We start from the raw sequence: 21,313 nt of genomic DNA, 5'->3' as shown, positions 1-21,313 counted from the left end.
GCCCCACTGACAGCCCGCCGCCGCCCTGAGAACATCGCCGGATCCGATACCGCCGCGCACGCTGCCACACCCTTCCGTCACGATCTGTGACCAGCGGCGGAAGGTTGACCAAAGGTCACGAAAATGTATCGGGCATATCGAACATCGTCCTTCACATGGGCCACACGAGTTGGCTACCGTTCCGCAAGGCCATACGACCCCCACCGGCGAACGTCGCCGGGCCGCGTGGCCTCCGCCGAGTCCGGGGCGCCGCCGCGCCGTCCGGAGCCGGGGACCCAACCGACCTCGGGGTGAATCGGCCCGACCCCTCACGGGGAGCGGACCGTAGGGCAACCCTTCCGAACCACCCGCCCGAACCCGACAGCTAACTCGGTAGGCGGAACATGGAAGGAGTCGCCTCCCTTGGCGTCGCACCGCAAGTCGCGCCCCGCGGGAACGCGCGTAGCAGGCATACGCACCCCCGCTCTCGCCACGGCCACCCTCACCTCCGTGGCACTGCTGTCCCAGACGGCCAACGCAGCACCCTCCACCGACGGCCGGCCCAGCATCGAGGAGGTCGAGAAGAAGGTCGACGACCTCTACCGCCAGGCCGAGTCGGCCACCGAGAAGTACAACGCGGCCAAGGAGAAGACCACCAAGCAGCGCAAGCAGGTGGACACCCTCCTCGACGACGTCGCCCAGCGCGCCCAGAAGCTCAACCAGGAGCGCGAGGAGCTCGGTTCGTTCGCGGCCGCCCAGTACCGCACCGGGGCCGCCGCACCCGACACCGCGACCTTCCTGCTCGCCGACTCCCCGCAGGACTACTTCGACCAGACCCAGCTGATGGGCCGGCTGACCTCACGTCAGAAGACCGCGGTCGACGACTACTTCGCCGAGCAGTCGGCGACGATGAAGAAGCGCGAGGAGGCCTCCCGGAGCCTGGAGACGCTCACCCGGACGCAGAGCGACCTGCAGACCGCCAAGTCCACGGTGCAGCGCAAGCTCAGCTCCGCGCGCGAACTGCTGTCGAAGCTGACGGCCGAGGAGAAGGCGCGGCTCGCGGAGATCGAGAAGCAGAAGCAGGAGGAGGCCGCCCGCAAGGCCGCGGAGCTGGCCAAGCAGCAGGCGGCCGCGCAGGCCGAGGCCGCGGCCCAGGACAGCGGCTCCACGTCCGGTTCCAGCACCGGCACCAGTACTGGAACCGGCACCGGCACCTCTGACACCTCGTACGCCACCAAGGCCGCGAAGGCGATCGCGTTCGCCCGCGCGCAGATCGGCAAGCCGTACGTCTGGGGCGCCACAGGACCCGACTCCTACGACTGCTCCGGCCTCACCCAGGCCGCCTGGAAGGCCGCCGGCGTCACGCTTCCCCGCACCACCTACGACCAGGTGAACGCCGGCACCACCGTCTCCCTCACCGACGCCCAGCCCGGCGACCTGATCTTCTTCTACGACGACATCAGCCACGTCGGCATCTACATCGGCAACGGCATGATGATCCACGCCCCGAAGCCGGGCGCGTACGTCCGCGAGGAGTCGATCTACTACGGCGGCGAGTCCATCATCCACAGCGTGGTCCGACCGGCCTGACGCACCAATGGGGCGCGCGGCCTTCGCCGTGCGCCCCCCGCACCCCCACGCGCCTACGTCAGGTCCACAGCACCGCGATGAAGATGTTCGCCGTGGTGAGCGCGCCCACCAGGGCGAACATGCTCTTGTCCACCTTCTCCTCGTCCCGCTTCACGTAGACCAGGCCGAGGATCACGATCAGCAGGGCCAGCTTCAGGCCGATCTTGACGTTGTTGACGTGGTGGTCGTCGGCCTGGTTGAGGCCGACCAGGATCGCGCCGGTGAGCAGCATGGTCAGCGCCCCGTGCAGCATGCCGGGGACGAAGCGGGCCGTGCCCTGCCCCATCGCCTTCATTTGGGTGAGGAAGCCGCCGAGCAGCGCGGCGATGCCGACGATGTGCAGGCCGACGAAGAGATGGATGAGTACGTCCATGAGGCCGGAGCTTAGACAGGGGCGCCCGGGGCACCCGACACCGGCCCTCCCCCACTTCGCCGGCCGCATATATGCGCCATAGCACCCCGCCACCCGGGGACACCCGAAAACCGTCACTTCGGTCAGCGCACCGCGTGAACCCGACGAGGCATGGCCTGGATCACGGTCGTACACGGTCACCGGCCGCCCCACTCAAGGCACTTCCGCACAATGCGTTACCGGACCGACACCGCCAGGTTTAGCGTCCTTCCCCAGGTGACCGGCTCCCCACCGCCGCCCGGGCCAGGGGCGGCAGTCGGCCACCACCGCCGAGAAGGTCCGGCGGCGGCCCGCTCCCCCTGTGCGGGCCGCCGCCGGACGCGTAAGCCGCCCCGGACGGGGTCGTCGTACGAGAGGACGTGCAGCCCAGGTGGCAGCGCATCGCAAGCCCGGTCGGCGATCATCACTGGGCGGCAGCACCGCCCGTACGGCCTTCACGATCGCCCTGGCGGGCGCCGCGACCGCGACGGCCTTCGACGGGACCGGGCACGCCGAGCCGCGGCTGACTCCGGCACAGGTCAAGGCGAAGGTGGACCGGCTCTACCAGGAGGCCGAGACCGCCACCCAGAAGTACGACGGCGCGAAGGAGAAGGCGCAGACCGCCGAGGACCGCCTGTCGACCCTGCGGGACGAGGCGGCACGCAAGACGGAAAGGCTCAACTCGGCGCGGGAAGCGCTGGGTTCGGTGGCGGCGGCGCAGTACCGGGGCGGCGGGCTGGACCCCGCGGTGCAGCTCGTCCTCTCCAGCGATCCCGACCGGTACCTGGACGGCGCCGAGTTCGTCGACCGGGTCGGCACCCGGCAGGCGGCGGCCGTCGCGGGCGTACGCGAACAGCTGCGGGAGATCCAGCAGTTGCGCGGGACCGCACGCACCGAGCTGACCTCACTGAAGGCACGGCAGGCCGAACTGGCGCGACAGAAGAAGACGATCACCGGCAAGCTGGACGCGGCACGACGGCTGCTGTCCGGCCTGTCGCCCGAGGAGCGCGCACGGCTCGGGCTGGACGGCGGCGGTACGGGCCGCGCGTCCCGGTCGGGCACGGACGGACGCGTCGGGCTCCAGGTTCCCGCCCCGGCCACGGCCCAGGCACCCGACTCCCGTGCCGCGGCCGCCGTCCAGTACGCCTACTCCAAGCTCGGCAGCCCCTACGTGTGGGGCGCCACCGGCCCGGACGCCTTCGACTGCTCGGGCCTCGTCCTGTCCGCGTACCGCTCCGCGGGCGTCTCCCTGCCCCGCACGACATACGCCCAGATCGACGCCGGCCGCCGGGTCTCGCGGTCCGAACTGCTCCCGGGCGACCTGGTGTTCTTCTACTCGGGCATCAGCCACGTCGGCATCTACATCGGCAACGGGCAGATGATCCATGCCCCGAACCCCTCGGCTCCGGTGCGGATCGCGCCGATCGACGAGATGCCCTTCGCGGGGGCGACGCGGGTGGTGTGAGCGTCAGACCAGGCGCCGGGCCGTCGCCCACCGCGTCAGCTCGTGCCGGTTCGACAGCTGCAGCTTCCGCAGGACCGCCGAGACATGGGACTCGACCGTCTTCACCGAGATGAACAGCTGCTTGGCGATCTCCTTGTACGCGTACCCGCGGGCGATCAGGCGCAGCACCTCGCGCTCGCGCTGGGTGAGCCGGTCCAAGTCCTCGTCGACCGGCGGGGCGTCGGTGGAGGCGAACGCGTCCAGGACGAAGCCGGCCAGCCGCGGGGAGAACACGGCGTCCCCCTCCTGGACCCGGAAGACGGAGTTGACGAGGTCGGTGCCGGTGATCGTCTTGGTGACGTAGCCGCGGGCGCCGCCGCGGATCACACCGATCACGTCCTCCGCCGCGTCCGACACGGACAGCGCGAGGAAGCGCACGGGCTGCTCGGCGTCGGCCATCAACGGAGCGCAGCGGCGCAGCACTTCGACCCCTCCGCCGCCCGGGAGGTGGACGTCGAGGAGGACGACCTCGGGGCGGGTCGCGGTGATGACCGTGACCGCCTGGTCGACGTCCGCGGCCTCGCCGACGACCTCGACGCCGGTCTCGTCGGTACGGCCGATCTCGGCCTGTACGCCTGTACGGAACATGCGGTGGTCGTCGACGAGGACCACGCGCACGTGCCGCTCCCCGGCACTCCCGCCGGTCGGCTCCACTGACTCGTTCGCCTCGGTCGGATCGCTCATGACGTCTTCTCCGCCCTCTCCATCTCCAGCTCGACCTCCGTGCCGCCGTCGGGCACCGCGCGCAGGCGCGCCGTGCCCCCGTTGCGCTCCATGCGGCCGATGATCGATTCTCTGACGCCCATGCGGTCGGCGGGTATCGAGTCGAGGTCGAAGCCGGGGCCGCGGTCCCGCACGGACACGAAGACCGTCTTCCCCTCCACTTCGGCGTAGACCTGCACCGCGCCTCCCTCGCCACCGTACTTGGCGGCGTTGACCATCGCCTCGCGCGCGGCCTGCATCTGCGCGGCGATCCTCTCGTCGAGCGGGCAGTCGCCGACGACGACGACCTCGATGGGGACGCCGTGCTTGTCCTCGACCTCGGCGGCGTTGCGCCGGACGGCGTCGGCGAGGCCGGCGGGTTCGTCGGCCTCGTCCTTGCCGGTGCCCTCCGGCTTGTACAGCCAGGTCCGCAGGTCGCGTTCCTGGGCGCGGGCCAGGCGGCGCACCTCGCCGGCGTTCTCCGCGTTGCGCTGGATCAGGGTCAGGGTGTGCAGCACGGAGTCGTGGACATGGGCGGCGACCTCGGCGCGCTCCTGGGCGCGGATGCGCATCAGGCGTTCCTCGGACAGGTCCTGGGTCATGCGGACGAGGTAGGGCCCGGCGAGGAGCGTTGTCCCGACGAGGACGGCGAGGGCCGCCTGCAGGACGGAGCCGAGGTGGGCGGCGGAGCCCTGGAGGACGAAGATGCCGGAGACGCCGGCGGTGACGAGCAGGACGCCGCCCGCGGCGCGCAGCAGGGTCAGCGTGCGGCGGCGGCTGCCGACCTCGACCCAGCGGGCCCGGCGGGCGTTGTCCGCCTGGCGCCAGACCAGTGCGACGCCCGCGCCGACGAGGACGGCGGGCCACAGGTAGGCCTTGACGCCCCCGCTCAGGTTGACGTTGCCCACGAAGACCAGGGCCACCACGACCATGAGGAGCAGCGCGACGATCTGGCCCCGGTCCGGCTTGCGGGCCACCAGGCGTCGGCGGCCGTCGGGCGAGGTCTCGGTGCTGACGAACGCCGGGGGCTTCTGCCCGCCGACGCCGCCGACGCCCAGCGGTACGAAGAACCAGAACGCGGCGTACAGCAGCGCGCCGAGGCCGTCCGCCATGAACAGGCCGACGAAGACCAGCCGGACCCAGATGACGGGCAGTCCGAGATGCCCGGCGAGCCCCCGCGCCACGCCACCCAGCCAGCGTCCGTCGCTGCTGCGGTAGAGCTTGCGCGGCGGCCGCGGTTCGACGAGGGGCGCTGCGGCGGCTTCCGGCATGCCACCGATCCTCACACGGCCGGCGGACGAGGACATCAGGGTCGGCCCCCGAGACTCCCCTGATCTTCGGCGGCGTGGCCCGTCGAAGGCTTCCCTGGGCGCCGGCTCGGGGGCGATATCAGGGTCGGTCCAGGGTCGTCCCGACTCCCGCCGGGGCGGCCCGCCCGTCACCATGGAGCCATGACAGATCACGAGCGCGCCGCGCCGGGTCCGGGACCCGGCCCCGGCCCTCGCCCCTCACCGGGCGCCGGGCCGCAGGATGCCGCGCCCGCCGCGCACGCCCCGACTGCCACCGGACCGGAAGCCGGCGCGGACGGCACTGCGGACCCCGGCACGGACCCCGGTACGGCGGACTTCGGAGCCCCCGAGAGGTTCCGCCGCGACCGGCGGTACAAGATGCTCGCCGGAGTGTGTTCCGGGCTCGGGCGGCAGTGCGACATGGACCCGGTGATCTTCCGGATCACCCTCGTCGTGCTCTCCGCGACCGGCGGCATCGGCCTGATCTTCTACGGGTTCGTGTGGCTCCTCGTCCCGTTCGAGGACGACGAGGAGAACGAGGTCCGCAAGCTGCTCACCGGCCGCGTCGACGGGCAGGCGCTGACCGCGGTGCTGTTCGCGCTGGTCGGCTGCGGAGTCTTCCTGACCATGCTCAGGAACGGCAGTGTGCTGGCCTTCGCCGTCGTGCTCTCGCTGCTGCTGGCCGGCGCCGGCTACTGGTCGCGCCAGCGAGGGGCACCCGACCCGGACCCGCTGGCCGCCCAGGCCGCCGCCGACGCCCCGCCGGAGGCCCAGGCGCCGCCCGTCCCCGCCTTCTACCCCTCCTGGTGGCGCGAGCCCATCGTCAAGGACGGCACGCACGTCGGCGGCACCGGCTACCTGTGGGGTCCCCGGGAATCCCACGACCGGGACATCGCCGCGGCCGTCAACATCAGCCTCGGCAACTCCTGGATCAACCGCACGGACACACGCACCCCGCGCGTCCCGGCGCCGAAGCCGCGCGGCCCCCGCTGGATCGGGGGCTGGATCTTCCTGTTCGCGCTCCTCGCGGGCGGCCTCGGCACCGCCGCCACGTGGCAGGACCACGCGCTCGGCACCAGCCTGCAGACCGGACTCGCCTGGGCGCTCGTCGTCTTCGGCCTCGGTATAGCGGTCAGCGCCTTCCTGGGGCGCACGGGAGCGGGGTCGGTCTTCCTGGCCGTCGTCACGGCGGCGCTGCTCGCCTCGTCGGCCGCCCTGCCCAAGGACATCGGCACGCACTGGACGCGCACGACCTGGCAGCCGGCCGCCGTGGCGGAGGTGCAGGGGAAGTACCACCTGGGCAGCGGTGTCGGCACCCTGGACCTGAGCCGGCTGCGGCTGACGAAGGGACAGACGGTGAGCACGGGCGCCGAGGTCGGGGCGGGCCGGCTGTGGGTGATCGTGCCCAAGGACGTGACCGTGCGGCTGACGATCGACGTGGGCGTGGGCGACATCCAGTTGCCGGGGGACCGAAGGCAGGACGTGGACGTGCAGCCGGGCAAGCACAAGGACGTGACCCTGAAACCGGTCAAGGGCGGCGGGAACGCCGGCACCCTCGACCTCGATCTCCAGGTCGGTCTCGGCCAGGCGGAGGTGAGCCGTGCTGCGTCATGAGTTCCAGCCCGGGAGGCTGGTCGCCGGCTGCTTCCTCGCGCTGGCGGGCGTCGTCTACGCCGGGGACGCGGGCGGGGCGTGGGAGACGCCGTGGTTCGCGCTGATACCGCTCGTGGTGGGCGGGCTGTGCCTCGCCGGCGTGGTGGGACTGATCGGCCGGGGCGTACGCCGGCGGCGGGCGGTGCCGGCCGGCGGGGAGACGGCGTCGGTGGGCCCGGGGGCGAAAGCGCCCGAGTAGCGTTCCGCCCGCTCGGCCCACCGGCGCAGAACGAGGGTCAGTACCCTTCCGCCCGCCTGCGTCGCCGGGTGCGGAGGACGGCGTCCAGGGAGAGCATGGGGGCGCCCGCGAGGACCAGGGGCAGCCAGGCCATCAGGTAGGCGAGGTCATTGCCGTAGTAGTACGGGTCGTTGGCCCAGCTGACGGTCATCCACAGGCTGAAGGAGATCAGCGCGCCGCCGAGCGCCGCGAGGCGGGCCAGCAGGCCTATCAGGGTGCCGATGCCGACGGCCAGTTCGCCGAGGGCGATGGCGTAGCCGAAGCCCACGGGGTTCTTCAGGGCCATGTCGACCAGGGCCGGGATGGCGGAGGAGTCGCGGACGGAGCGCATCGTCTCGCCGATCGAGCCCGCGCCGGAGGACTTCATGAAGGCGCTGTCGGTGAGCTTGTCCAGCCCGGCGTAGATGAAGGTGACGCCGAGGAAGACGCGCAGAGGGAGGAGGGCGTAGCGGGCGAGGTTGTCCCGCCAGCCACGTTCTTGGTCGAGATGGGGGGTGTACGTGTCCGTGCGCATGCCGTGAGTCATCGCTGTCGCCTCTCGCCCGTCGGGCCGGGACCCCTTGCCAGACGATACGTACGCAAGGGCGGAGGTGCTCAAACTGTTCGAGGAGTTTTCCGTCCAGGTCCCGACGAGTCGGCAGAAGCGGTCACATTGATGTCAGTCGGTCACATCGATCGCATACCGGTTCGTCTCCACCCCGGCCGCCGTCACCACCTGCACCTCGACCCGGCCGGGCTCCACATCGGCCGGCACCGGCACCGTGAGCACCGCGTCGGTCGGGTTGCTGAATCCGCCGGTGACCGGGACGAGCGGGACGTGCACGTTCACCGCGCCGATGCGCACGACCATCCGGGACAGCCGGTCGGCGCCCTGCGCGCCGGGCGGGACGAAGCCCGCGCCGCGGATCTCGATGTCGTCGCCGGTGCGGATCGGGCCGTCGAGGTCACCGGCCTCCCGGGCGCGCACCACGGAGAGGATCACCGGGCGGCCGCCCTCCGCGTACTTGCCGGCCAGGTAGGTCGCGGCCGACACCAGCACCACGACGGCGAGGCCCCAGGGCAGGTCGGGCAGTTGGTCGGGGCGGCGGGCCAGCCGTACCGCCGAGAACAGCAGGGCGACGGCGCTGATCACGACGTACTGGATGTCGGCGAAGGAGCCGCGCCCGGCGTCGTCGGTCAGCAGGTCGGCGGCGCGGGGCCGGTCCGCCCGTACCTTCTGCAGCCGCTGGCCGAGGACCCGCAGGCCGACGACCCGCCGCACCAGGACCGCGATGCCGCACACCACGGCGAGGACGGTCACCACGCCGGCGCCGCGGGCGAGTTCGAGGCCGGAGACGAGGGCGTCGCGTTCGGCGTGGTCGGAGGCGACGGCGAGGCGGCCCGCCAGCACGAGCACGGCGTAGGCGACGAAGAGCACCCAGGCCGCCGCCACGGTGCGCGAGGTGGACAGGCGGTGGTCCTCGCCGATCACCGGGGCCATGGAGCCGCCGCGGGCGCGGTGGAACCACGACGCGGCCGTGAGCGCGGCGGCGACGAGCAGGGCCGCCAGGAGTCCGGCCGTGCGCGCGGAGGTCCAGCCCGCGCCGATCGCGGTCAGGGACTGCACCAGGAGCAACACCAGTACCAGCGCCCATACGGCGACGGCGGTGTACCGCCACAGGCGGGCCAGCCAGGCCTCGCCCTCGGCACGGCCCCGTTCGGCGACGAGTTCCGCGGACTGGGTGAGCTCCTCCGAGACCCACTGGCGGGACGCCTGGGCCGAGTGGGCCACGGCGGCGGGCACGCCCTGTCCGGCGGCGAACCCGTCGCGCAGGAGCAGGAACTCGGCGACCGCCCGCCGGTGCCCCTCGCGCGCCCCGTGCGGGCAGTCCCCGCAGGCGCAGCCGCCCGCGTGCGCCCCTCCGTGCGCGCGCGTCTCCGCGCCCCCTCTCGCCTCCTGCACCGCCACGCCCGCCGCCCGCCTTCCGCACGACCCATCGCCTGTCGACCGGCGTCCCTGCCGAGCAGTCGTCCGCCGCCTTGCAACTCCCCTGTGATGACAGCGAATTGTGCCCTACCGCACCGGGCCCGCGTCCGCCAGGTCTGGTCAGCGCGGGTGAAGCGGGGGCCGCCGTGTTGACCCGGCTGCGAGAATTTCCCCATGGCCGAGATCATCCAGCGGGACGGGACCTGGGCCTTCGACGGCACCACGGTCAGGATCACGCCGGGCCTGCACCGCTCCGTGCCACTGTTCCGGCAGACGTACGGCGAGGTCTCCGTGCCCCTGGAGGCGATCGCGGGCGTGGTCTTGGAGCCGGAACGCAAGCGGGGGCGGCTGCGGATACGGCTGCGCGAGGGGGCCGATCCGCTGCTGCAGGCGACGGGGGGACGGCTGCCGGACCCGGCCGACCCCTACCGCCTGGTGGTGGACGTCGACCGGGCCGGGGTCGCGGAGTACGTCGCCGAGGAGATCCGCCGGGCGCTGCTGCTGGACCAGATCCCCAAGGAGCCGACCAAGGCGTACCTGCTGCCGGGGCCCCCGGTTCCGGTCTCGGTCCGCTCCTCCGACGGGACGGTCTCCTTCGACGGCACCCAGGTGCGCATCGACTGGGCGGACACCTCGGACCGGGTCAAGCGGGCGACGGGGCCGCGGATCATCGCCCTCGGTGATCTGGTGCAGGTCGAGTGGCTGCCCAACTCCGGTTACGAGGACGGTTTCCTGCGGTTCGTGACGCGGGAGACGGTGTTCTCCAAGCTGCCGCCGGAGAAGGACCCGTACGCCCTGGACCTGTGGGGCAGCTCGCGCCGGGATCTGCTGACCGCGCTCGTCGCCACCGCGGTCACCGCGCGTCTGCCGCACCCCTCCACCCGGGGCGTCGCCGACCGGGCCGACCGGCCGCGGCTCACCGGTGCCGTGCCGCCGTCCGCCGACCACCACGACGTACTCCTGCGCAGGCTGCGGGAGTTGGGCGAACTCCACCGGGAGGGGGTACTCACGGACGAGGAGTTCGCGATGACGAAGGCGGCCGTACTGCGGGGGTTCCAGGCGTAGTGGTCAGCTCAGCAGGTCGGGTTCGCTGCGGCTGATGTCCTGCCACATCGGCTGGTAGTTGATCCACGCGACCAGGTCGCCGCCGAGCTGTTCGCGGGTGGCCGCCGCCAGCTTGTGGTCGATGAGCAGGGGCCGGCCGGCCGCCTTGGCGGTGAGCTGGACCTGGGCGGAGCGTTCCATGGACACGAACCACCAGGCGGCCGCGTCCACGGAGTCGCCGACCGTCAGCAGCCCGTGGTTGCGCAGGACGAGCGCCTTGCGGGAGCCGAGTGCGGCGGCGATGCGGCGGCCCTCCTCGGCGTCGACGGCGACGCCGGTGTAGGCGTCGTAGAGGGCGTGGTCCTCGTAGAACGCGCAGCTCTCCTGGGTGATGGGGTCCAGGAGGTCGCCGAGCGCGGACAGGGCGCGGCCGTTCACCGAGTGGCAGTGGGCGACGGCGACGACGTCCGGGCGGGCGGCGTGGACCTGGGCGTGCACGGTGAAGGCCGCCTGGTTGACGTGGTAGCGGCCCTCGACGACCTGGCCGTCGGAGTTGGCGAGCACCAGGTCGCTCACGGTGACGTGCTTGAAGGGCATGCCGAAGGGGTTGACCCAGAAGCAGTCTGAGAACTCGGGGTCGCGGGCGGTTATGTGCCCGGAGACCCCGTCCTCGAAGCCGAGCCGTCCGAAGATCCGCAGCGCGCCGGCGAGGCGTTCCTTGCGGTGCCGGCGTTCGTCGTCGACCGAGTCGTGCATGGGCGGCATCGCGAACCGCAGCCGGTCGGTCGGGAGCGGCGGGGGCGGGGTGGGTCCGGCCCCGGGGGTCCCGTGCATGTTCTTCCTCCAGCACTGGGTTGCTTTACGGGGCGGAAGTTACCGTCGGTCAGCTCAGGAGAACAGATCTGTTCTGTAAAGATGACGCGCGCAACCGTTTCGGGTGCTCGTGGGTCTGGGATGCGGAACCACAGATTCAGCGTTGCTTTTCAGTCACCGGAGCCCCTCATGAGCCAAGCCGAACGTCACCTCACCAGCCTCATGCGACAGCTGGCGAACCGGGATCACGTCGAGCTGGTCCACCCCTTCTCCGACCTGAAGAGCTTCGCCGCGCTCGTCCATGTCGCCGAGTGCTTCGGCTTCCGTTACGCCGGCGTCCGCCTCGTCGGCCGCCACAAGGTGCTGCACGTGCACCTGGTCCGCTCCGGCGACGCCTGGGCGCAGCAGCGCGCGGCGGCCAACGCGGCCGCGTTCCCGCAGGTCGGCGAGGGTGGCGCGGTGCCCGGCATGCACCTGAACTCGCTCACGCCGGTGCCCGAGGCGCAGCCGGAGGTGGACCTGCTCACGAAGGTCATCCGGTACGACGCCATGACCGAGGCCGGCAACCCCGTGCAGCTGCGCACCGTCGGGGTGGCCGCCGGGGTGCTGTTCCTGCTGCTGGCGGTGGTGACCGGGGTGTACTCCGTGCTGCTGCCGCTCGCGGTCCTGACGCCTGCGTTCATGTTCGGCTCCCTGCGCGTGAACACGGCCCGCCGGGCGAAACTGGCCGCGCAACTGACGGCGGCGGGCTGCACGCCGGTGCGGGACGAGGCGGGGCGCGAGCGCTTCGTCCGTCCGGTCCCCTATCCGGCGTGACCTCCGCTCCCCGGTCCGGCGTTGCCTCGGATACCCGACAGAAGGTGTCGGGTATCGGCGCCACACTCGTCGTATGACAACGAGTCGTACGACAGCGGGCTGGGCGGACTTCGCGGCCGCCGAGCCCGATCTCGCGAGGACCGTCGAGGCGCGCTTCGGGGCCTTCACGCACCATGTCCTGGCCACCCTGCGCAAGGACGGCTCCCCGCGCACCACGGGGCTGGAGGTCCGCTTCCTGAACGGGGAGCTGTGGCTGGGGATGATGCCCGACTCGCTCAAGGCCCTGGACCTGCGCCGCGACCCGCGGTTCGCGCTTCAGGCGAACCCGGGGGAAGGCCAGTCCATGGGAGGCGGCGACGTCCGGATCGCCGGCCGGGCGGTCGAGGTCGAGGATGCCGCGACCAAGGCCGCGTACGGCGAAGAGGTGGAACCGCCGGAGCCGTTCCACCTCTTCCGCGCCGAGCTGACGGAGGTCGTGCGGACCTGCGTCGAGGACGACAAGTACCTCGTCGTCCAGGTCTGGAAGCCCGGCGAGCCGGTGCGCACGATCAAGCGCACCTGAGCCCCGGCAGCGGGCTCACTCCCACTCGATGGTGCCCGGCGGCTTCGAGGTGACGTCGAGGACGACACGGTTGACGTCCTTGACCTCGTTGGTGATGCGGGTGGAGATCTTCGCGAGGACGTCGTACGGCAGACGCGACCAGTCGGCGGTCATGGCGTCCTCGGAGGAGACCGGGCGCAGCACGATCGGGTGGCCGTAGGTGCGGCCGTCACCCTGGACGCCGACCGAGCGGACGTCCGCGAGCAGGACCACCGGGCACTGCCAGATGTCGCGGTCGAGGCCGGCCGCGGTCAGCTCCTCGCGGGCGATGGCGTCGGCCTCGCGGAGCAGGTCCAGCCGCTCCTTGGTGACCTCGCCGACGATGCGGATACCCAGGCCCGGGCCGGGGAACGGCTGGCGCTGGACGATCTCGTCCGGCAGGCCGAGCTCCTGGCCGACCATCCGGACCTCGTCCTTGAACAGCTTGCGCAGCGGCTCGATGAGCTGGAACTCGAGGTCCTCGGGCAGGCCGCCGACGTTGTGGTGCGACTTGATGTTGGCCGTGCCGGTGCCGCCGCCGGACTCGACGACGTCCGGGTAGAGCGTGCCCTGGACCAGGAACTCCACCGCCGGGCCCTCGTCCGCGATGATCTCCGCCTGGGCCTGCTCGAAGACCCGGATGAACTCGCGGCCGATGATCTTCCGCTTCTCCTCCGGGTCCGAGACGCCCTTCAGGGCGGTCAGGAACCGCTCCTCCGCGTCCACGACCTTCAGCTGCACGCCGGTCGCCGCCACGAAGTCCTTCTCGACCTGCTCGGTCTCACCCTTGCGCATCAGGCCGTGGTCGACGTACACGCAGGTCAGCTGGGAGCCGATGGCCTTCTGCACCAGGGCTGCCGCCACCGCCGAGTCGACGCCGCCGGACAGTCCGCAGATGGCGCGCCGGTCGCCGACCTGCTCGCGGATCGCGGTGACCTGCTCCTCGATCACGTTGCCGGTGGTCCACGAGGGGGTCAGACCCGCGCCGCGGTACAGGAAGTGCTCCAGGACCTGCTGGCCGTGCGTGGAGTGCATGACCTCGGGGTGGTACTGAACGCCGTAGAGCTTCTTGTCGTCGTTCTCGAAGGCGGCGACCGGGACGACGTCCGTGGAGGCCGTGACGGAGAAGCCCTCGGGTGCGGCGGAGCAGGCGTCGCCGTGCGACATCCACACGTGCTGCTCGGCCGGGGTGCCCTCGAAGAGGGTGGAGGACGCCTTCGACACGTGCAGGTCGGTACGGCCGTACTCGCGGGCGCCGCTGTTGTCGACGGTGCCGCCCAGGACCTGCGCCATCAGCTGGAAGCCGTAGCACATGCCGAAGACGGGGACGCCGGCCTCGAAGAGCTCGCGGTCGAGGCGGGGGGCGCCCTCCTCGTACACGGACGAGGGGCCGCCGGAGAGGATGATCGCCGCCGGGTTCTTGGCGAGCATCTCCGCGACCGGCATGGTGCTCGGCACGATCTCGCTGTAGACCCGGGCCTCGCGGACGCGACGGGCGATGAGCTGGGCGTACTGCGCGCCGAAGTCGACGACCAGGACGGTGTCGGTGGCGGCTGGGGTCGCTGATGACACGGGTTGCCTTCCGGCGGTGAGCGAGGGTGTGTGTGCGGCCGAGTCTACCGGGCCCGGCGGGGCCCTCTCCTGGGCAAGCCCCCGCAGGCACCGTCTCAGGATGCGAACCGTCTTGGACACCCCCGCGCGGCGGGGCATACTGACGGCATGCCTCAGCACACGACCTTCCTGTTTACCTATGGCGACCGGCCCACCGGCTGCCATGGTCGTGCCGCTTGAGCAACTGACGAGCGACTTCCCCAGGCGCCCCGGGCCGACAAGGTCCGGGGCGCCTGTCGTTCGCGGACCCTGCCGATCCGGGGCACCTGCTTCGACCCTTCGAGGAGCCCCGCATGACCGCCATCGACGTGACCGGCGCCCGTACCCCCGAGGCCGCGGACGTGATCACCGGCGCCCGTGAGCGCATCGACGCGCTAGACGACCGGATCATCGGCCTGATCCAGGAACGGATGGCCGTCTCGGCCGTGATCCAGGAGGCACGGATCACGTCCGGCGGCCGGCGCGTGAACCTCTCGCGCGAGATGGACGTCCTGAACCACTACAGCGAGGCGCTCGGCAAGCCCGGCACCGCCCTCGCGATGACCCTGCTCGAACTGTGCCGCGGTCGCATCTGAGTTCGCATGCCTTCTCACCCGTACGGCGCGTGACCGCCCCGCGGGCCGCTTCGTTGGTGGGGTGTCCGTGCCAGCCAGGGGCGGGCCCGAAAGAACCACGCGTGGCTTGCTGGAGCGATGAGACGTACGGGTCGTGCCGTGCGTCGTGGGACCTCGCTCCAGGGTTGTGACCGGACGGCAGGGGACAGCAGCCCGGTCACCCAAGTAGACGGTCGGCTCCGGGGACGCCCGGGGCCGACCGGCGGAAAATGCAAAAATGCACAACCCTGGGTCAAACGGTTGCGGAGGCCGCGCCCATCCAGCACGATGCGTAGAAAGCCCAAGTCCCCTCGCAGTCAACCGCATTGCATGTCCCTCAGCACTGCCAGAGGTCCAGACCTTCCGTGCGCCCCGGGTGCGCCGGGGAGGCGACCCAGGGCGCACAGAGGGCACACGAGACAAGCGGCGCAACCCCCCGGCGCCGCTCCCAGGCACCGACGCTGCCCTGACGTCGGTGCTGACGAAAGAAGGGCCCCGCGGCCGCGTCCGCGGGGCCCTTCGCATGCGCGGGATCAGGTGCGGCTCACCGTGCCGCAGGCGTCGTCCTGGCCGATGACGCGGCTGCGGTCGTACGGGTCGACCGACGGGCCGGTCGAGGTGGTGCCGTCGGTCGGGGCCTGGGAGGGGAACCGGGGGTGCAGATAGCCGTCGTGGACGTCGCAGGACGAGTTGCCGGCGTCCTCGTCGTAGCGCACGAGGTTCAGGCGCCCCGGAGTGGTCCGGTAGCGGGTGGGGTCCGGGAGCTCGGCGTCGATGACGCGGCGCACGATGGTGCGGGTCACCTCCGTGGAACCGTCGGCGCGGACGACCGGGTAGACGAAGGTGAAGTCGGCGTGCACCGCCACGCCCGCGAAGTCGCCCTGGCCGAAGGTGATCCGGCCACGGACCTTGACCACCTTCCCCACCGGCTTCACCTCCTTGGGGTCGAAGCGGCTGAAGAGGGACAGCGGATCGTTCTTCTCGCTGGGCGCGTGCAGAGCAGTGGTGAGATCGTCGAGCACGCCCGGCTGCTTCGGGTCGAGCACCGAGAGCGCGGCCGCGGGACGGGCGCCGGACAGCACCTTCGGATTGAGGTTGGCGTCGACGAGCAGCTTCTTCGTCCGGCGCAGGGCCAGTTCCACCCGGTCCTTGGAGACCGAGCCGAGGGCGGTGGCCTTCGGCAGCACGATCCCGGCCTCCCCGTCGGCCCAGCGCTCCGCCGGGGAGCCGGCGAACGGGCGGGCGAGGGTGGGGGTTTCGGGGTCCGCCGAGGAGGGCGCGGCGGTCGGGGCGGCGGTCTCGGCGGGGAGCGGAGAGGCGGCTGCCGGATCCGGATCTCCCGCGCCGAAGAGGTCGCCCGGCAGCAGCGACGGCTTCATCGCCACGACGGCCACGGCGCCGGCCAGCAGAATGCCCAGCGCCGCCCACCCCTTGCGGGGACGGCCGTTGCGGCCTGCCGCCGCCGGCCCGGTGCGCCAGCCGCCCGGCGACTCGCCCCGCGCCTCCTGCTGCCGAAGCCGCTCGGTGACCATGCGGGCACGCGCGGACGGCTCCTTCGGAGCGGAGCCGTGGTCCTGGAGGAACTTCTCCCAGACCTCGTCGGGTACGGACGGTTCCTCGCCGGAACCGGATCTCGGCTCGTCGGACGGTTTGTCGGCCACGGCGCCGGCCCTTTCTGCGTCACTCGACGTCGTCGAATTCGTTCGAACTGACGTTGTTCGAACTGTGGGTCGCCTGTCGAGCAGCAGAGCGTACGTGATCCAGGGCACATAAAAAATCTGTGAAGGATCGCGCAACCTTTCACAGGCCTCACTGATCCAACTCCTCGAACAAGGGCCACACCCGCGCCCCACACGCGGAGCCCTCCACACTGGACTCCTTGAGGTTTTCGATGAAGCTTCGCCGTGCCATGGGTGTCGCGGCCGCGACCGCGGTCCTCGCTCCTCTCGCCCTGCTGTCCGCGCCCGTCGCGTTCGCCGAGGACGGCGACACCACCACGACATCCGCGACGCCCACCGACACCGCGTCCGACACGACCTCCGCGACCCCGACCGACACGGCGTCGTCGACTCCCTCCGACACCGGCCTGCCGTCGGACTCCGCCTCGCCCACCGTCTCGACGTCCCCGAGCTCCACCGAGAGCGCGTCGGCCTCTGCCGAGCCCTCCGTCTCGGCCGACCCGAGCGAGGAGCCGACCGACCCCGACGTGCCCTTCTGCGAGGACGTCGACAAGAACTACGAAGGCGCCAAGGTGTCCGCTGACATCAAGGGCCTGCCGGGCAAGATCGTCGCGGGCGACGGGTTCCACTCCTTCAAGCTGACCGTCACCAACGACGCGAAGACCACCGTCGAGGGCGTCGCCTTCTACGCCGAGGTGGAGAACTACGAGCTCGACGAGTCGAAGTTCCTCAGCCCCTACGTCGACCTGGAGTTCAAGAACCCCGAGACGGGTTCCTGGGACCGGATCGGCTCCGACGAGTGGGCCGGTGACTACTTCTTCTACGTCGACAAGCTGAAGGCCGGCCAGAGCCAGTCCGTCGACCTGCGCGTCAGCATCGACGCCAAGGCCCCGGCCGGCGACGCCTACTCCTTCGGCTCCGGCGCCTACCTGGACAACATCGAGGGCCAGGACTGCATCGCCGAGGGCTGGGCACAGTACGACTTCGAGGTGCTGAAGGCCGGGTCGGCCAACCCCGACCCGGGCACCGCAACCCCGAGCGACAACGGCAGCAAGGGCGGTTCGGTGAAGAAGCCCCAGGGTGAGATCTCCGACCTGCCGACCGGCAACCTCGCCGAGACCGGCTCCAGCTCCGCGCTGCCCGTGATCGGTCTGGTCGGCGGGGTCGCCGTCGTCGCCGGTGCCGGTGCGGTGTTCGCGGTGCGCCGCCGCAAGGCCGGCGCGGGCGCGTAAGCACGCTCGTCCCAGGACGGAAGAAGGACCCGCGCTCGGAGGGGAGCGCGGGTCCTTCTTCCGTTCTCAGTCACTTCTTGGGCGGCACCGCCGGCATCCCGAGGAAGGGCAGCCGCAGCGCGCCGAACGCCTCCGCCGGCACCGCCGGGCTCTTCGGCTCGACCGGGGCGAGACGCACGTACGCCTCCCCCTGCGCCGGACGCGGGTCCTCCTCGCCCTTGTTGGGCCAGTACGACATCGCGCGCTCGGCCTGCGCGGTGATGGTGAGGGACGGGTTCACCCCCAGGTTGGCGGAGACCGCGGCACCGTCGACGACCGAGATGCCGGGGTGGCCGTAGAGGCGGTGGTAGGGGTCGATGACGCCGGTCTCGCGGGAGGAACCGATGGGGCAGCCGCCGAGGAAGTGGGCGGTGAGTGGGGTGCCCATCAGCTCGCCGACGTTGGACCCGGCGAAGCCGTTGATGTCGGCGGCAATCACGGACGCGGCCTGGGAGGCGGCCTTGATCTGCTTGGGGTTGGGGGCGCCGTGGCCCTGCCGGGCGGTGAGCAGTCCCTTGCCCACGCCGTCCGGTTTCAGGTACGTCGTCAGGGAGTTGTCCAGCGACTGCATCACCAGGCCGATGATGGTCCGCTCCGACCAGCGGCGATTGGACAGGGAGCGCAGGACGAGCAGGGGGTGGCGGGCGGCGTTGCGCAGCCAGGCCAGCGCCCTCGACGAGCCCTCGGCGTAAGGCACTTGGAGGATGGAGAGGCCGCCCATGGAGTTGGATCCCTTGCCGTAGCGGACCGGCTCGATGTGGGTGTTCTCGTCCGGGTGGATCGAGGACGTGATGGCGACTCCGCGGGTGAAGTCGACCTTCGGCTCGCCGGTGGCCTTGCGGTAGCGGCGGCTGTCGGTCTGGGCACCGACCAGGGCCTCGGAGTTGGTGCGGGTGAGCTCGCCCAGCCGGTCGGAGAGGTGCGGGAGCTGGCCGTTCGCCTTCATGCGGTGCAGCAGGGTCTGGGTGCCGTAGGTACCGGCCGCGATGACGACCCGGCGGGCCTTGAAGACGCGGCCCCTGGAGGACTTGCGGCGGTCGTCGGTCGGCAGGGTGGCGACGGCGTAGCCGCCCTGGGAGTCGTCCGTGATCGAGACCACCGTGGTCATGGGGTGCACGACCGCGCCCGCCTTCTCGGCGAGGTGGAGGTAGTTCTCGTTGAGGGTGTTCTTCGCGCCGTGGCGGCAGCCGGTCATGCACTCGCCGCACTCCGTGCAGGCCTTGCGGGAGGGTCCCGCACCGCCGAAGTAGGGGTCCTCGACCTGCTCGCCGGGCCTGGCCTTCGCCGTGCCGTCGGCGTCCTCGCCGTCGCCGAAGAACACGCCGACGGGCGCCATGTGGAAGGTGTCGCCGACGCCCATCCGCTCCGCCGCCGCCTTCAGGTGGACGTCGGAGGGGGTCATCGTCGGGTTGAGCCGCACGCCGAGCATGCGCCGGGCCTGGTCGTAGTACGGCTTCAGCTCCTCCTGCCAGTCGGTGATGTCACGCCACTGCGGGTCGTCGAAGAACGGCTTCGGCGGGACGTAGAGGGTGTTGGCGTAGTTGAGCGAGCCGCCGCCGACGCCCGCGCCGGCGAGGACCATGACGTTGCCCAGCAGGTGGATGCGCTGGATGCCGTACATGCCGAGCTTGGGGGCCCACAGGTAGTTCTTCAGGTCCCAGGAGTTCTTCGGCAGGCTCTCGCGGGTGAAGCGGCGGCCGGCTTCCAGGACACCCACGCGGTAGCCCTTTTCGGTGAGGCGAAGGGCGGTGACGGAACCGCCGAAGCCGGAACCGACGACGATGACGTCGTAGTCGTAGGTGTCCTGTGGCACGTGCTCTCCTCGTCGAGAACGGGTGGTCGGGAACGGGATGGGCCTACTTGAAGCCTGATGTGCCTACTTGAAGCGCAGTGCCTTCATCAGCCTCAGGCTGCGGCTCATGAACGCCGCGTACTTCTCGTCGTCCATCCCCAGCGACGGGGCCATCGGGAGCAGCCGCTGCTGGGCCACCGTCTGGGCCTCGGTGTACTTGAGGATGCCCTCGGAGCCGTGGCGGCGGCCGAGGCCGGAGTCCTTCATGCCGCCCATCGGGGACTGGACGCTGCCGTAGGCGGGCGCGTAGCCCTCGTTGACGTTGACGGTGCCGGTGCGCAGGCGGGCGGCGACCGCGCGGCCACGGGAGCCGTTCTTCGTCCAGACCGACGAATTCAGGCCGTAGGCGGTGGAGTTGGCCTGCTCGATCGCCTCGTCCTCGGTGCTGAAGCGGTAGACGGAGACGACCGGGCCGAAGGTCTCCTCGGTGCACACCGCCATCGGCTCGGTGACGCCGTCGAGGATCGTCGGCTCGAAGAAGTAGGGGCCGATGTCCGGGCGGGCGACCCCGCCGGCGACGAGCCTGGCGCCCTTGGCGACGGCCTCGTCGACGTGCCGGGTGACGGTCTCCAGCTGCCGCTCCCCCACCAGCGAGCCCATGTCGGCGCCGTAGGCGAGCGACCTGCCGAGCCGCATGGCCCTGGTGCGGGCGGCGAAGCGCTCCAGGAAGGCGTCGGCGACGGACTCGTGGACGTACAGCCGCTCGATGGAGATGCACAGCTGGCCCGCGGAGGAGAAGCAGGCCCGGACGGCGCCGGCGGCCGCCTTCTCTATGTCGGCGTCCTGAAGGACCAGCATGGCGTTCTTGCCGCCGAGTTCGAGGGAGACGCCGACCAGGCGGGCGGCGGCGCCCCGGGCGACCTCGCGGCCGGTGCGGGTGGAGCCGGTGAAGGAGACGTAGTCGGCGTACTTGACGATCTCGGGGCCGACGACCGGACCGTCGCCGATGACGACCTGGAAGACGTCGGCGGGCAGTCCCGCCTCGATGAGCAGGTCGCGGGCCCACAGGGCGGTCAGGCAGGTCTCGGTGTCCGGCTTCATGACGACCGCGTTGCCGGCGGCGAAGGCGGGCAGCGCGTCGCCGACCGACAGCTCCAGCGGGTAGTTCCAGGGGGCGATCTGGCCCACGACTCCGCGCGGGTGGCGCAGCTCGGTGACCCTCGTCAGGGTGGGCATGGCGCCCGCGTGGTGCTTGGGCTTCAGGTAGGAGGGGGCCTTGCGGCCGTAGTGGCGGGCCGCGACGGCGACGGCCTGCACCTCCTCGTGGGCGTGCAGCCGGGCCTTGCCGGTCTCCAGCTGGATGAGGTCGAGGACCTCCGCCTGACGCTCCAGGACCAGGTCGTGGAAGCGGAGCAGGACGGCGGCGCGCTGCCGTACCGGCGTCTGCTCCCACACCGCCTGGGCCCGGCGGGCCGCTTGGAAGGCCTTCTCCACGTCCGCGGGCGTGGACTCGGGCAGGTCGGCCAGCTTCTCGCCGGTGAACGGCGTGTGGTTGGCGGTGCGGCCGGAGCCGACCACGCCCTTGGTGAGCTGGGCGACCAGCTCGGGGGTGACCACGTCAGCGGCGGTACGGGCGCCCTCCGGGGCGGGGGCGAGGGGATTGGTGCCGGTCTTGGCCGGGGCAGCCTGCGCGTCCGTCATGAGGCGCAGGGTATGCCGCTGCGGAGCCTTTGGGTACCCGTCGGTAACGCGGCTTCACCGAG

The 21,313-nt window shown here is 71.5% G+C and carries 19 protein-coding genes and 1 riboswitch; of the genes, 9 read left to right on the top strand and 10 right to left on the bottom strand.

The genetic code is table 11. The annotated features are described in order from the left end of the window. Positions 1-223: 223 nt before the first annotated feature. A riboswitch (cyclic di-AMP (ydaO/yuaA leader) is annotated at positions 224-394 on the top strand. 8 nt (positions 395-402) lie between these two features. Then, positions 403-1,569: an NlpC/P60 family protein gene (locus FBY22_RS01120; protein WP_142142013.1), complete on the top strand. Its 1,167-nt coding sequence runs from the start codon at positions 403-405 to the stop codon at positions 1,567-1,569. Between the two features lie 58 nt (positions 1,570-1,627). Here FBY22_RS01120 and FBY22_RS01115 read toward each other — a convergent pair whose 3' ends face one another. Next, on the bottom strand, positions 1,628-1,981 hold the full coding sequence (locus FBY22_RS01115) for a hypothetical protein (RefSeq protein WP_142142012.1): 354 nt from the start codon (positions 1,979-1,981) through the stop codon (positions 1,628-1,630). Between the two features lie 409 nt (positions 1,982-2,390). Between FBY22_RS01115 and FBY22_RS01110 the strand changes: the two genes are divergently transcribed. Beyond that, entirely contained in the window at positions 2,391-3,464 is a 1,074-nt protein-coding gene (locus tag FBY22_RS01110; RefSeq protein WP_142142011.1) for a C40 family peptidase, read from the top strand. A 3-nt stretch (positions 3,465-3,467) separates the two neighbouring features. On the opposite strand, the gene FBY22_RS01105 is transcribed toward FBY22_RS01110, so the two are convergent. Next, complete coding sequence (locus tag FBY22_RS01105) at positions 3,468-4,187, bottom strand: response regulator transcription factor (RefSeq protein ID WP_142142010.1); 720 nt, start codon at positions 4,185-4,187, stop codon at positions 3,468-3,470. Then, a complete protein-coding gene (locus tag FBY22_RS01100; RefSeq protein WP_174267061.1) occupies positions 4,184-5,512 on the bottom strand; it encodes an ATP-binding protein in 1,329 nt (442 codons plus the stop codon). Before FBY22_RS01100 ends, FBY22_RS01105 begins: the two co-directional genes overlap by 4 nt. A 144-nt stretch (positions 5,513-5,656) precedes the next feature. Between FBY22_RS01100 and FBY22_RS01095 the strand changes: the two genes are divergently transcribed. Then, positions 5,657-7,108 (top strand): PspC domain-containing protein, encoded by a 1,452-nt coding sequence (locus FBY22_RS01095; protein WP_142142008.1) that lies wholly within the window; start codon positions 5,657-5,659, stop codon positions 7,106-7,108. Continuing rightward, on the top strand, positions 7,095-7,346 hold the full coding sequence (locus FBY22_RS01090; RefSeq protein ID WP_142142007.1) for a hypothetical protein: 252 nt from the start codon (positions 7,095-7,097) through the stop codon (positions 7,344-7,346). Before FBY22_RS01095 ends, FBY22_RS01090 begins: the two co-directional genes overlap by 14 nt. Positions 7,347-7,383: 37 nt before the next feature. Here FBY22_RS01090 and FBY22_RS01085 read toward each other — a convergent pair whose 3' ends face one another. After that, positions 7,384-7,911, bottom strand: a complete 528-nt coding sequence (locus FBY22_RS01085) for a DoxX family protein (protein ID WP_142142006.1) — start codon at positions 7,909-7,911, stop codon at positions 7,384-7,386. Between the two features lie 132 nt (positions 7,912-8,043). Next, positions 8,044-9,333 carry a hypothetical protein gene (locus FBY22_RS01080; RefSeq protein WP_142142005.1) on the bottom strand — a complete coding sequence of 430 codons (1,290 nt, stop codon included), beginning with the start codon at positions 9,331-9,333 and terminating at the stop codon, positions 8,044-8,046. Between the two features lie 192 nt (positions 9,334-9,525). On the opposite strand from FBY22_RS01080, the gene FBY22_RS01075 reads away from it, so the two are divergent. Then, a complete protein-coding gene (locus FBY22_RS01075; RefSeq protein ID WP_142142004.1) occupies positions 9,526-10,416 on the top strand; it encodes a DUF4429 domain-containing protein in 891 nt (296 codons plus the stop codon). Between the two features lie 3 nt (positions 10,417-10,419). Here the strand turns inward: FBY22_RS01075 and FBY22_RS01070 are convergent, their stop codons facing one another. Next, a complete protein-coding gene (locus FBY22_RS01070) occupies positions 10,420-11,229 on the bottom strand; it encodes a class II aldolase/adducin family protein (RefSeq protein WP_142142003.1) in 810 nt (269 codons plus the stop codon). A gap of 168 nt (positions 11,230-11,397) precedes the next feature. Between FBY22_RS01070 and FBY22_RS01065 the strand changes: the two genes are divergently transcribed. Further along, positions 11,398-12,024, top strand: a complete 627-nt coding sequence (locus tag FBY22_RS01065; RefSeq protein WP_142142002.1) for a hypothetical protein — start codon at positions 11,398-11,400, stop codon at positions 12,022-12,024. A 73-nt stretch (positions 12,025-12,097) separates the two neighbouring features. Continuing rightward, positions 12,098-12,586 carry a pyridoxamine 5'-phosphate oxidase family protein gene (locus tag FBY22_RS01060; protein WP_142142001.1) on the top strand — a complete coding sequence of 163 codons (489 nt, stop codon included), beginning with the start codon at positions 12,098-12,100 and terminating at the stop codon, positions 12,584-12,586. 15 nt (positions 12,587-12,601) lie between these two features. Here FBY22_RS01060 and guaA read toward each other — a convergent pair whose 3' ends face one another. Then, entirely contained in the window at positions 12,602-14,176 is a 1,575-nt protein-coding gene (guaA, locus tag FBY22_RS01055; RefSeq protein WP_142142000.1) for a glutamine-hydrolyzing GMP synthase, read from the bottom strand. Positions 14,177-14,508: 332 nt separating this feature from the next. On the opposite strand from guaA, the gene FBY22_RS01050 reads away from it, so the two are divergent. Continuing rightward, positions 14,509-14,790, top strand: coding sequence for a chorismate mutase (locus FBY22_RS01050; RefSeq protein WP_142141999.1), 282 nt, complete (start codon positions 14,509-14,511; stop codon positions 14,788-14,790). A gap of 551 nt (positions 14,791-15,341) precedes the next feature. Here the strand turns inward: FBY22_RS01050 and FBY22_RS01045 are convergent. Continuing rightward, positions 15,342-16,469, bottom strand: a complete 1,128-nt coding sequence (locus FBY22_RS01045) for a hypothetical protein (RefSeq protein ID WP_142141998.1) — start codon at positions 16,467-16,469, stop codon at positions 15,342-15,344. 230 nt (positions 16,470-16,699) lie between these two features. Here FBY22_RS01045 and FBY22_RS01040 point away from each other — a divergent pair, with 230 nt between their 5' ends. Further along, positions 16,700-17,719, top strand: coding sequence for an LAETG motif-containing sortase-dependent surface protein (locus FBY22_RS01040; RefSeq protein WP_142141997.1), 1,020 nt, complete (start codon positions 16,700-16,702; stop codon positions 17,717-17,719). A gap of 70 nt (positions 17,720-17,789) precedes the next feature. On the opposite strand, the gene FBY22_RS01035 is transcribed toward FBY22_RS01040, so the two are convergent. Then, complete coding sequence (locus tag FBY22_RS01035) at positions 17,790-19,571, bottom strand: GMC family oxidoreductase N-terminal domain-containing protein (protein WP_142141996.1); 1,782 nt, start codon at positions 19,569-19,571, stop codon at positions 17,790-17,792. Positions 19,572-19,634: 63 nt separating this feature from the next. Further along, positions 19,635-21,251 carry a succinic semialdehyde dehydrogenase gene (locus FBY22_RS01030; protein WP_142141995.1) on the bottom strand — a complete coding sequence of 539 codons (1,617 nt, stop codon included), beginning with the start codon at positions 21,249-21,251 and terminating at the stop codon, positions 19,635-19,637. Positions 21,252-21,313: the final 62 nt, after the last annotated feature.

The sequence above is a fragment of the Streptomyces sp. SLBN-31 genome (genome assembly GCF_006715395.1).
Taxonomy (GTDB): domain Bacteria; phylum Actinomycetota; class Actinomycetes; order Streptomycetales; family Streptomycetaceae; genus Streptomyces.
This window is presented reverse-complemented; position numbering and strand designations above follow the sequence as displayed.